10 protein-coding genes are annotated in these 12041 nt (G+C 65.6%); 8 read left to right on the top strand and 2 right to left on the bottom strand.

What is annotated here, in order from left to right; genetic code table 11:
• Window positions 1-265 precede the first annotated feature (265 nt).
• Window positions 266-1180: an IS110 family transposase gene (locus tag QP457_RS16160; protein WP_205406424.1), complete on the bottom strand. Its 915-nt coding sequence runs from the start codon at window positions 1178-1180 to the stop codon at window positions 266-268.
• Window positions 1181-1809: 629 nt separating this feature from the next.
• Window positions 1810-3873, bottom strand: coding sequence for a 3-hydroxyacyl-CoA dehydrogenase NAD-binding domain-containing protein (locus QP457_RS16155; RefSeq protein ID WP_165377815.1), 2064 nt, complete (start codon window positions 3871-3873; stop codon window positions 1810-1812).
• A gap of 235 nt (window positions 3874-4108) precedes the next feature.
• Between QP457_RS16155 and rpoE the strand changes: the two genes are divergently transcribed.
• The 8 genes from rpoE to era all read left to right on the top strand — a co-directional run bounded on the left by rpoE (window position 4109) and on the right by era (window position 12025).
• On the top strand, window positions 4109-4729 hold the full coding sequence (rpoE, locus tag QP457_RS16150; RefSeq protein WP_025877103.1) for an RNA polymerase sigma factor RpoE: 621 nt from the start codon (window positions 4109-4111) through the stop codon (window positions 4727-4729).
• Complete coding sequence (locus QP457_RS16145) at window positions 4726-5601, top strand: sigma-E factor negative regulatory protein (RefSeq protein ID WP_205406250.1); 876 nt, start codon at window positions 4726-4728, stop codon at window positions 5599-5601. Before rpoE ends, QP457_RS16145 begins: the two co-directional genes overlap by 4 nt.
• Window positions 5602-5677: 76 nt before the next feature.
• Window positions 5678-7216, top strand: coding sequence for a DegQ family serine endoprotease (locus QP457_RS16140; protein WP_205406249.1), 1539 nt, complete (start codon window positions 5678-5680; stop codon window positions 7214-7216).
• A 185-nt stretch (window positions 7217-7401) separates the two neighbouring features.
• Window positions 7402-9195 carry a translation elongation factor 4 gene (gene lepA / locus QP457_RS16135; protein WP_162291979.1) on the top strand — a complete coding sequence of 598 codons (1794 nt, stop codon included), beginning with the start codon at window positions 7402-7404 and terminating at the stop codon, window positions 9193-9195.
• 54 nt (window positions 9196-9249) lie between these two features.
• Complete coding sequence (lepB, locus tag QP457_RS16130) at window positions 9250-10044, top strand: signal peptidase I (protein WP_025877111.1); 795 nt, start codon at window positions 9250-9252, stop codon at window positions 10042-10044.
• Between the two features lie 34 nt (window positions 10045-10078).
• Window positions 10079-10462, top strand: a complete 384-nt coding sequence (locus tag QP457_RS16125; RefSeq protein ID WP_100553201.1) for a DUF4845 domain-containing protein — start codon at window positions 10079-10081, stop codon at window positions 10460-10462.
• Complete coding sequence (gene rnc / locus QP457_RS16120; protein WP_032977092.1) at window positions 10452-11132, top strand: ribonuclease III; 681 nt, start codon at window positions 10452-10454, stop codon at window positions 11130-11132. The genes QP457_RS16125 and rnc overlap by 11 nt, the downstream gene beginning before the upstream one ends.
• Window positions 11129-12025: a GTPase Era gene (era, locus tag QP457_RS16115; RefSeq protein WP_025877117.1), complete on the top strand. Its 897-nt coding sequence runs from the start codon at window positions 11129-11131 to the stop codon at window positions 12023-12025. The genes rnc and era overlap by 4 nt, the downstream gene beginning before the upstream one ends.
• The last annotated feature ends 16 nt before the right edge of the window (window positions 12026-12041 follow it).

Genomic DNA, 12041 nt, shown 5'->3' with positions numbered 1-12041 from the left:
ACGGTGACATTCCCCGTTCGGGTAACAGGTTGTTCCAGCCAACGGCGCAGCCCCTCGTGGCTGTTGGTTGGTTGGTTGTTTGGTCGCGTAAGGCAGAAGCAAAATCAAAAGCCGCGCTTGGCCGGGCGGGGTGGGTTCGCGGGGGACGCCGTGAATCCGTCCTTGGAGCAACTGTGTTGAGAGAGGGGCCTCGGCCCCTCCGACAGTCACGCACGGTAGTGCCGGCCGCTGGCCGGCAGCCTTTTGGGGCACGCGCAGACTGGCTTCAGGCGGGGATCGATCCGCCTTGAGCGTCACGCATGCGGGCGTTGAGAATCACCAGCATCTTCCGCATCACCGCCACGATGGCTACTTTTCCTTCTTTGCCTCGGGCTCGCAGCGACTGGTAGAAATCGCGCAGTCGAGGTTCATGCCGCATGGCCGACATGCTGGCCATGTAAAGCACCTGACGGATCTCGGCCCTGCCGCCATGGATGCTTCGTTTGCCGCGCATGGTTCCGCTGTCGTGGGACATGGGTGCTACACCGACCAGACTGGCGATGGCCTTGCCGCTGATCTTGCCCAGCTCCGGCAGATAGCTGGCCAATACCGCCTGCAGGACAGGGCCCACGCCTTTCATCGACTTCAGTACCGCCAGCTGAGGTTGCTGGGCAACCTGCTCGGCAATCTGCTGTCCCAAACGCCCAACCATCCTCTGCAGGCGGCTGATGTTGGCTTGCAGCAGTCGGCGCAACTCACGATCGGTCACCATCTCCTGCTGCTGGCGCGCTACGGTCAGGGCTTCCATCGTCTGTCGACGCGCCCGCACAAATTCCCGCAGCTTTTGCTGCCAGGGCTCCAGTGGCTGATAAGCGGGCAGTTTCACCAAGGCCGCCATCTGCGCCAATGCATAGGCATCCAGACGGTCGGTCTTGGCCACCTGGCCCATTCCCTGGGCCAGCCTGCGAGCCCGCAGCGCGTTGGCACGGACCACCGCATGACCGGCGTTGTGCAGGAAGTTCAGTACTGACTGTTCGTAGCCCCCAGTGGCCTCCAGCACGATCTGGCTCACCGGATGTTTCCTCAACCAGAGATCCAATTCAGCGAAACCCGAAGCGCTATTGCTGACCTGCAGCACCTCTCCATCCGTCGTGCCGACATCCAGTTGGCGCTTGCTGACATCAATCCCGATCCCGTTCATCACCGGACTCCGTATAGTCTGGAAGGGTCGAGAGCTCCCCCGCTTGCCCAGTCTTATTACTGCGAGTGTCAGCTCCAGCAACTGTTCGGGCGGATCAAGGGAGATTCCGGCGTGGGCGCCAAGCTCCAAGGCGATCGTCGAGATCCAGGCTTACACGGCGGCCCACGCCGGCTCTCGACACCTACGCTGCCAGATTCCAATCAGATAAGGCTTGGCCGCGGCATCCATGCCGCGGACACCCCCGCGAACCCACCCCGCCCGGCCTCTGACAGTTTCCGTGTGTCGTCCAGCCACGGAGAAGAAAAAAGAAAATCAAAATCAAACGCTGGTCGCTTCGCTCGCATCCACGCATGGCGTGGATCAAGCGTGTCGACCAAGGTCGACACCTACCAGCAATCGCAGTTCACTGACCGTCACCGGGAAACTGTCAGGGGTGGGGCGGTGTGGGTTGGCAGGACCGTTGGCGCCATGGATGGCGCCATCGAGCCCCCATGGATGGGTTTACGGCGTGTCCTGCCAACCCACATCGCCCCGCCCAACAAACAGAAAAGCCAGAGCCGCTTTGGCCCTGGCTTTTGCTGTAGCTGTTGTTGTTGCCTCTGCGGGTGCCGGGCCGCAGGCCCGGCCGATCACACCACCGGTTCGCGCAGGAGCGGGTTGTCCCAGCCTGGGCGCGGTGCGAAACGGTCGCCGTGACGCTGCTGCAACGCCTTCAGGCGTTCCACCAGTGCATCGGCACCGACTGCACGGATGTGCTGGATCGGACCGCCGCGGAACGGTGCGAAACCGGTACCAAAGATCACGCCCGCATCCAGCAGGTCCGCGTCGGCGACCACGCCCTCGTGCAGGCACGCCACTGCCTCGTTCAACAGCGGCAGGATCAGGCGATCTTCCAGATCGGCAGGCGCCTGGTAGTCGCGCGCCACGTCCGGCTTCTTGGCCCGGCCGTTTTCCCACGTGTAGATGCCCTGGCCATCCTTCTTGCCGCGCTTGTCCGGTTCCACCGTCTGCAGCGCCGCCGGAATCTGCAGGCCCAGGAACGGTGCCAGTTCCTTGCCCACGCCGGCGGCCACGTCCAGGCCCACGGTGTCGATCAGTTCGATCGGGCCCATCGGCATGCCGAACTTCACCGCCGCCTTGTCGATCACCGGACCCGGAATGCCTTCGGCATACGCGGTGGCCGCTTCCAGCATGTACGGGAACAGCACGCGGTTGACCAGGAAGCCGGGAGTGCCGGCAACCGGCACCGGGAACTTGCCCAGCGCCTTGCAGAAGGCCGCCAGGCGACGCTCGGTTTCAGCGGCCATGCCGTCGTGATGGATGATCTCCACCAGCGGCATCTGTGCCACCGGATTGAAGTAATGCAGGCCGGCGAACTGCGCCGGACGCTGGATGTGATCGCGCAGTTCCACCAGCGGAATCGACGAAGTGTTGGTGGTCAGCAACGCGTCGAGCTTCATCTTCGGCTCCAGCGTCTGGTACAGCGCACGCTTGGCTTCCGGGTTCTCGATGATCGCCTCGATCACCAGATCGGCCTGCGCCACGCCGTTGCCTTCCAGATCCGCACGCAGGCGTGCGGCCACCGCCGGGCGCTTGCTCTCGTCACGCACCTTCTTGGCGAACAGCGCCTGCGCGCGTTCCATGGCCGGGTCGATGAAACGCTGCTCGCGGTCCTGCAGGGTCACGTCGAAGCCCTTGTAGGCGGCCCACGCCGCGATGTCACCGCCCATCACGCCAGCACCGACCACGTGCACGTGGCGGATGCCGGAATCTCCACCACCCAGGCCCTTCAGGCGTTCGGTGAGGAAGAAGATGCGGATCAGGTTGCGCGCGGTCGGCGTGCTGGCCAGCTTCACCACCGCGCGTCGTTCGGCGTCCAGGCGTGCCTGCACCGGCTTGCCGCCGCTGCGCTGCCAGGTGCTGATCAACGCATACGGCGCCGGGTACTGGTCCTTCTTCGCCTTGCGCGCAACCTGCTTGACCATCTGCGGTGCCAGCAGCTGGCGTGCAAGCCAGGTATTGGTCGCCCACGCCGTCGCGCGCTGCTTGAACGGGCGGGTGGTGCCGGACAGCGCCAGCGCCACGGCGGTGTCGAGCACTACGGCCGGTGCCACCACCTTGTCGACCAGGCCGATGCCGCGTGCGGCCGAGGCCGACAGCGTGCGTCCGGTCAGCATCATGTCCATCGCCGCCGGCGCGCCGACCAGCTGCGGCAGGCGCGCGCTGCCACCCCAGCCCGGGAAGATGCCCAGCTGGGTTTCCGGCAGGCCGATGCGGGTGGAGCTGTCATTGGACGCGACGCGGTAGCGGCAGGCCAGGGCCAGCTCGGTGCCGCCGCCCAGGCAATGGCCATGGATGGCGGCCACGGTCGGGCAGGGCAGTTCGGCCAGCTTCTGGTAGGTCGACTGGCCACGGCGGATGGCATCGTTGACGGTGCCGCGGCGATCGAATTCCTGGAATTCCTTCAGGTCGGCGCCGGCGATGAAGCCTGCCTTCTTGATCGACTGGATCACCACACCCTTGGGTGGGTCCATGGCGATGCGCTCAAGCAGATCGCCCAGCTCCAGCAGGACATCCTGCGACATTGCGTTGACACTGCTGTCCTGACGATCAAGGGAGAGGACCACCACGCCATCGTCGCGGATCTCGGGGTGCCAGTGGCTGAAGCGGAGACCATCGAAGCTTGAGAGCATGGACGTTCCATCCGGTTGTGTATGGAGAAGGGGGCTATGATCCAGAGGTTGTTTCCCCCGCGTCAAATCCCAATAGCAGGGGTGTGGCGCCCCGGATCGCAGGCCTTGGACCGGAACGTTAACGGAACGGTGGTTAAAAGCTGGTGCGGCGCCAAGTGATCGGCGACTGAACTTTTCCCGGGATTGGCAGTCTCATTGCCCGACGTCGGTTGGGCTGACAGGAGTGCGGCCCCTCATGGCCGATGTTGATACACCACAGGAGCTGGATCTGGAACTGGTCCGGCGCGTGCAGCACGGCGAGAGTGCCGCCTTCGATGTCCTGGTGCGCAAGTACCAGCATCGGGTCGTGGCCCTGGTCGGTCGCTACATCGCCGACTGGAGTGAATGTCAGGACGTGGCCCAGGACACTTTCATCCGTGCTTACCGTGCGATTGGAAGCTTCCGTGGCGACGCCCAGTTCTCAACCTGGTTGCATCGGATCGCCGTGAATACCGCCAAAAACCACCTGGCTTCGCACAATCGCCGCCCGCCGACCGATGACATCGACATCGGCGACGCCGAGCAGTTCGACAGCGGAACACGCCTGCGCGACACCGACACGCCCGAGCGCGAGTTGATGCGCCAGGAACTGGAACAGACGGTGATGAAGGCCGTCAATGCGCTGCCGGAAGAACTCCGGTCAGCGATCACCCTGCGCGAGGTGGAAGGCCTGAGCTACGAGGAAATCGCGCAGAAGATGGGGTGCCCGATCGGCACCGTGCGTTCACGGATCTTCCGGGCGCGCGAGGCGATCGACACCGAACTCCGGCCGCTGTTGGACATCGGCAGCGCCACCCGCGAGAAGAGCCGTATATGACCCGCATTCCGAACAACGAATCGCACAACCACCAGTCTCCCGCCGGGCAACGCCTGGACGAACGCCATCGCCAGCAGTTGTCGGCGCTGGTGGACGGCGAGCTGGGGGCAGACGAGGCGCGCTTCCTGGTGCGCCGCATGGAACACGATCCGGAACTGGCAGGCTGCCAGGAACGCTGGCAGCTGCTGGGTGACGTCATGCGTGGCCAGGCGTCACTGCTGGCACCGGCCGGTTTCAGTGCCGCCGTGGCTGCCGCCATCGCCGCCGAGCCTGCGCCGCAGGCTGAGCCGAAGCGTCAGGCCCGCCGCAGTGGATGGCGTGCCTGGGGTGGTGGCGCGCTGGTGGCTTCGGTTGCCGCCGTGGCGCTGTTCGTAGGCCGCGAAAAGCTGCAGGAGGCACCGCCCGTCGATGTCTCCGCACCGCAGGTGATTGCCAGCCAGGCGCAGTTGCCGCCGGCATCCGGGCAGCCTGCGGCTGTGACCGAGGCATCGGTGGACACCGCCGCGATGGCCGTGGCCAGCGTGCCGGCGGTGGCCATGGCCGCAGCCAGCCGCCGCCAGGACGCACGCCGCGCCAGCGCCACCCGCAGCCAGCAGGCCGCACGCGTGGCCCAGCGCGATGACGCACCGCTGCGCGCGGTCGCCAGCCAGACGCCGCTGACCCCGACCGTGCCCGCCAGTAGCGCGCGCAACCTGCCATTTGGCGAGGTCGGCAGCCTGCAGGCACGGCCGTGGCCGCGTTCCAGCCTGGCGCCCGCCGCCGGTGGCGCTCTCAATGCCAGCTTCCCGGCCCATGCCGGTGGCGCCGCGTTCTATCCATTCGAGCCACGCCTGCAGGACGACCTGCCGGCGTCGCAGCGCCCGCGCGACTGAGCCGGGTGCCGTCCCACGCCCCGCCGTCGGCGGGGCGCTTCTTTCCCTTTCCATCCGACCCGGAGGTTGCCGTCCGATGACTCCCCGACTGCGCACACATGCCATTGGCCTGTTCGCCCTGACCCTGCCGCTGGTGGCCTGCGCCCAACCGGCGGCGCCTGCCGCCCAGCCGCAGGCCGCAGCCGCTGCTGCGGCGCCCCGCGCACCGGCGCAACCGCTGGTCAGCGGTCTGCCTGATTTCACCAATCTGGTGGAACAGGTCGGCCCCGGTGTGGTCAACGTCGACACCACCATCGTGCGCAGCAACCGCCAGGCACGGGGCGGCATGGGCCCGGGTGATGACGAGATGCCGGAGTTCTTCCGCCGCTTCTTCGGCCCGGATTTCCCGATGCCGGGGCAGGGCCCCGGCGGCCAGGACGGCGGACCCAGCATCAAGGGCCGCGGCATGGGCTCGGGCTTCATCATTTCGCCTGACGGCTACGTGCTGACCAATTACCACGTGGTCGCCGACGCCAGTGAAGTGAAGGTCAAGCTCGGCGATCGTCGCGAATTCACCGCCAAGGTGGTCGGTAGCGACCAGCAGTACGACGTGGCCCTGCTGAAGATCGACGGCAAGAACCTGCCGACCGTGCGCGTGGGTGATTCCAACAGCCTGAAGCCCGGTCAGTGGGTTGTCGCGATCGGCTCGCCGTTCGGGCTGGACCACTCGGTTACCGCCGGCGTGGTCAGCGCCCTCGGCCGCAATACCGGTGGGCCGGACCAGCGCTATGTGCCGTTCATCCAGACCGACGTGGCGATCAACCAGGGCAATTCCGGCGGTCCGCTGCTGAACACCCGCGGTGAAGTAGTCGGCATCAACTCGCAGATCTTCTCGGCCTCGGGTGGCTACATGGGCATCAGCTTCGCGATCCCGATCGACCTGGCGATGAGTGCGGTCGAGCAGATCAAGAAGACCGGCAAGGTCACCCGTGGCCAGCTCGGCGCGGTGGTCCAGGAAATCGACGGCCTGAAGGCACAGGCGATGGGCCTGCCCGACAGCCGCGGCGCGCTGGTCAACCAGATCGTGCCGGACAGCGCTGCGGCCAAGGCCGGGGTCAAGATCGGTGACGTGATCCGCACGGTGAACGGCGCGCCGGTCAACAGCTGGTCCGATCTGCCGCCGCTGATCGGTGCGATGGCGCCGGGCAGCCGGGTCACCCTGGGCGTGATCCGCGACGGCAAGCCGCGTGACCTGAGCGCGACCCTGACGGCCCTGGCCGAGGATGCGCAGGGCAACGCCCGCAGCCCGTCCGCAGGCAATGACACGGCAGCCCCGCAGACCGGCGCCAATGCCCTGCTGGGGTTGGAGGTTGCCGACCTGACTGCGCCGCAGCGCAAGCAGCTGGGCCTGGAGACGGGCGAAGGTGTCCGCATCACCGCAGTGAAGGGCGAGGGTGCCCGGGATGCCGGCCTGTCCGGCGGCATGGTGATCCTGCAGGTGGCCAGCACCCCGGTCGGCAGCGTGGAAACCCTGAACCGTGCACTTTCCGGGTACAAGAAGGGTGACGTGGTCATGCTGCTGGTCCGCACCGGCAGCGGCAACAGCGCCTTCGTGGCGGTCAAGGCCGGCCCGTAACAACGGATGGCCGCCTTCACGGCGGCCCATGTGGTATCCCCGAAGCCCCGCCCCGGCGGGGCTTCGGCCATTCCGGGGCTTGCCCGGACAGGCCAACCACGCGGTCACCCTCCGGGCATGCGATAATCGACCGTTACCCTGACGACGCCGCGCGCCGCCGCCACCTCTCTATGTCCTCTGATTCGATGCGGAACATCCGCAACTTCTCCATCATCGCCCACGTCGACCACGGCAAGTCCACGCTGGCCGACCGCATCATCCAGCTCTGTGGCGGCCTCCAGGCCCGCGAGATGGAAGCGCAGGTGCTCGACTCCAACCCGATCGAGCGCGAGCGTGGCATCACCATCAAGGCGCAGTCGGTGTCGCTGCCGTACGTGGCGAAGGACGGCCAGACCTACCACCTGAACTTCATCGACACCCCCGGCCACGTCGACTTCTCCTATGAAGTCAGCCGCTCGCTGGCCGCCTGCGAGGGCGCGCTGCTGGTGGTCGATGCGGCACAGGGTGTGGAGGCGCAGTCGGTGGCCAACTGCTACACCGCGGTGGAGCAGGGGCTGGAAGTGGTGCCGGTGATCAACAAGATCGACCTGCCTACCGCCGATATCGAGCGCGCCAAGGCCGAGATCGAGGCCGTGATCGGCATCGATGCCAGCGACGCGGTCCCGGTCAGTGCCAAGACCGGCCTGAACGTGGTCGACGTGCTGGAAGCGATCGTGCATCGCATTCCGCCGCCGGTGCCGCGTGATACCGACAAGCTGCAGGCGCTGATCATCGACTCGTGGTTCGACAACTACCTGGGCGTGGTCTCGCTGGTGCGCGTGATGCAGGGCGAGATCAAGGCCGGCGACAAACTGCAGGTGATGTCCACCGGCCGCAACCACCAGGTCGACAACGTCGGTGTGTTCACCCCCAAGCGCAAGGTGCTGCCGGCACTGCGCGCGGGCGAGGTGGGCTGGGTCACCGCCAGCATCAAGGACGTGCACGGCGCGCCCGTCGGTGACACCCTCACCCTCGCTGCCGACCCGGCGCCGAAGCCGCTGCCGGGCTTCCAGGAAATGCAGCCGCGCGTGTTCGCCGGCCTGTTCCCGGTCGATGCCGAGGATTACCCGGATCTGCGCGAAGCGCTGGACAAGCTGCGTCTGAACGATGCCGCGCTGCGCTTCGAGCCGGAAAGTTCCGAAGCGATGGGCTTTGGTTTCCGCTGCGGCTTCCTCGGCATGCTGCATATGGAAATCGTGCAGGAACGCCTGGAGCGCGAATACAACCTGGACCTGATCAGCACCGCGCCGACGGTGGTGTATGAAGTCCTGAAGACCGACGGCACGATCATCAACATGGACAACCCGGCCAAGCTGCCGCCGGTGAACCATGTGCAGGAGATCCGCGAGCCGATCATCCGCGCCAACGTGCTCACCCCCGAGGAGTACATCGGCAACATCATCAAGCTGTGCGAAGAAAAGCGCGGCAGCCAGCTCGGCATCAACTACCTGGGTAGCCAGGTGCAGATCAGCTACGAGCTGCCGATGGCCGAAGTGGTGCTGGACTTCTTCGACAAGCTGAAGTCGGTCAGCCGTGGCTATGCCTCGCTGGACTATCACTTCGTGCGCTTCGATGCCGGTCCGTTCGTGCGCGTGGACGTGCTGATCAATGGCGACAAGGTCGATGCGCTGTCGCTGATCGTGCACCGCAGCCATGCCGATCGTCGTGGTCGCGAGCTGTGCGAGAAGATGAAGGACCTGATCCCGCGCCAGCAGTTCGACGTCGCCATCCAGGCCGCCGTCGGCTCGCAGATCATCTCGCGCACCACGGTCAAGGCCATGCGCAAGAACGTTCTGGCCAAGTGCTATGGTGGCGACGTTTCGCGCAAGAAGAAGCTTCTGGAAAAGCAGAAGGAAGGCAAGAAGCGCATGAAGCAGGTCGGCCGCGTGGAAATTCCGCAGGAAGCCTTCCTGGCCGTGCTGCAGATGGACAACAAATAAGCCCCGAAACCGGCCTTCGGGCCGATCGTCCGGTGACGTTGCAAAGGACCCTGAATGAAACTGTTTGAGATCCTCCTGGTCGTGCTGACCCTGGCCTCCGGCCTGATCCTGCTGGCCGACAAGCTGTACCTGGCCAAGCGTCGCGCCCAGCGCGCCGGCCTGCTCGACACCGAGCCGGTGCTGGTGGACTACTCGCGTGCGTTCTTCCCGGTGCTGGCGATCGTGCTGATCGTGCGCAGCTTCATCGCCGAGCCGTACAAGATCCCGTCCAGCTCGATGATGCCGAACCTGCTGATCGGCGATTTCATCCTGGTCAACAAGTTCTCCTACGGCCTGCGCCTGCCGATCACCAATACCCGCTTCGTGCCGGTCGGCGATCCGGCCCGCGGTGACGTGGTGGTGTTCCACTTCCCCGGCCATGGCGACAACGACCCGGCCAAGGGCGAGAACTTCATCAAGCGCGTGATCGGCGTGCCGGGTGACACCGTGGTGTTCGAAGGCGACGGCGTGATCCTCAACGGCGAGCCGCTGAAGTACGACAACAAGGGCATCTACGCCGGCCACAAGGGCCAGGGCGAGGGCGCCAACCTGCTGGTCGAGCACCTGCCGGGCCGCACCCACACCGTGCTGGAGACCGACTATCCGCGTGGCCAGGGCCAGTGGACCGTGCCGGCTGGCAAGTACCTGGTGATGGGCGACAATCGTGACAACAGCGACGACGGCCGTTTCTGGGGCCTGCTGCCGGAAGAGAACCTGCGTGGCAAGGCATTCCTGATCTGGCTGAACTGCCAGGGCTGGTTCTGCAAGGACGGCTTCGAACCGTCGCGGATCGGCTCGAGCATCAACTGACTTCACATCCACTCGCGTATCTGGGGAGAACGCAATGAAGACGATGAACACGCAGCGCGGCATGACCCTGACTTCGTTCCTGGTAGTCCTGATCGTGGTTGGCTTCTTCCTCTACGTCGGCATGAAGCTGTTCCCGATGTACCAGGAGTATTACGCGGTGCGCTCGGCAATGAAGAGCCTGGCCAAGGAACCCGGTATCGGCAGCATGGCGCCGGCCAACATCCAGGACCTGTTCTTCAAGCGGCTGTACATCAACTACTCGGACAATGTGAAGCCGGCCAACGTCAAGTTCGACCGTCGCGACAATGGCTGGACCCTCAAGGTCAACTACGAAGTGCGCCGCCCGCTGGTCGGCAACCTGGACGTGGTTGGCAAATTCGATTCTTCCCAGGACCTGACCCGTAGCGGTGCCGAATAAATCTTTCCAACGTGAAGACCTGATCGGTCATGCCTTCCGCGATCCAGACCTGCTCAAGCAGGCGCTGACCCATCGCAGTGCCGGCGCGCCGCATAACGAGCGGCTGGAATTCCTTGGCGACAGCATCGTCAACATGATGGTCGCCGAGGCGTTGTACCTGCGCTGGCCCAAGGCAGACGAAGGCGCGATGACCCGCGCCCGCGCCGAACTGGTGCGCGAGGGTGCGCTGGCGGTGATCGCCCGCACCCTGCAGCTGGGTGATCGGCTGACGATGGGGCCTGGCGAAATGAAGTCCGGCGGCCATCGCCGCGACTCGACCCTGGCCGATGCATTCGAGGCCGTGGTCGCGGCGATCTACCTGGACGTGGGCTTTGAAGCCTGCCGGGCGATGGTCCTGCCCTGGTTTGCCGCCTCGATGGAGGCGCTGCCGGCCACCGGGCGACCGGAGAAGGATCCCAAGACCCGCCTGCAGGAATGGCTGCAGGGCCGACAGAAGGCGTTGCCCCAGTACGAACTGGTGTCAGAATCCGGTGACGACCACGCCAAACACTTCCGGGTACGCTGCAACGTAGCCGACCCCGCCGCCAGCACCGAGGGCGAAGGCTCCTCGCGGCGGATCGCCGAACAACAAGCGGCTGCGGCCGTCCTTGAACAACTGGATTCCAAGTGAGCGAACAAACTCCCCATCATTGCGGCAGCGTGGCCGTCATCGGCCGCCCGAACGTGGGCAAATCGACCCTGACCAATGCGTTGGTCGGGGCCAAGGTCAGCATCGTGTCCAACCGGCCGCAGACCACCCGTCACCGCCTGCTGGGCATCGCCACCTACCCGGAAGGGCAGCTGGTGCTGGTCGACACGCCCGGCCTGCACAAGGTGCAGAAGCGTGCGATGAACCGGGTCATGAACCGCGCCGCGCGCGGTTCGCTGGAAGGCGTTGACGCCGGCCTGCTGGTGATCGAAGCCGGACGCTGGGACGAAGAGGACAGCCTGGCCTTCAACGTGCTGCGTGACGCCGGTATTCCGGTGGTGCTGGTGGTCAACAAGATCGACCGCATGAAGGACAAGGGCGCACTGCTGCCGTTCCTGCAGGAAGTGACCGCTGGCCGTGACTTCTCGTCGGTGCATCCGATTTCGGCGCAGAAGCGCAACGGCCTGGAAGCCCTGGTCCGTGATGTGCTGGCGCTGTTGCCGGAAGCCCCGCCGATGTTCGGCGAAGACGAAATCACCGACCGCAGCCAGCGCTTCCTGGCGGGCGAACTCGTGCGTGAACAGCTGATGCGCCAGTTGGGCGAAGAGCTGCCGTACGCCACCACGGTGGAGATCGAGCGCTTCACCGAGGACGGCAACCTGCTGCGCATCGGTGCGGTGATCTGGGTCGAGCGCGAAGGCCAGAAGGCGATCGTGATCGGCAAGGGCGGCACCCGCCTGAAGGAGATCGGGGCCAAGTCCCGCCTGCAGATGGAGCGTCTGTTCGGGGCCAAGGTGTTCCTGGAAACCTGGGTGCGCGTGCGTGAGGGCTGGTCCGATGACGAGGCCGCGCTGAAGGCCTTCGGCTACGAATAAGCCGCGACGGTCGCTT

Origin of the sequence: Stenotrophomonas sp. As-7 (assembly GCF_030291015.1) — a bacterium.
GTDB lineage: Bacteria > Pseudomonadota > Gammaproteobacteria > Xanthomonadales > Xanthomonadaceae > Stenotrophomonas > Stenotrophomonas lactitubi.
This window is presented reverse-complemented; position numbering and strand designations above follow the sequence as displayed.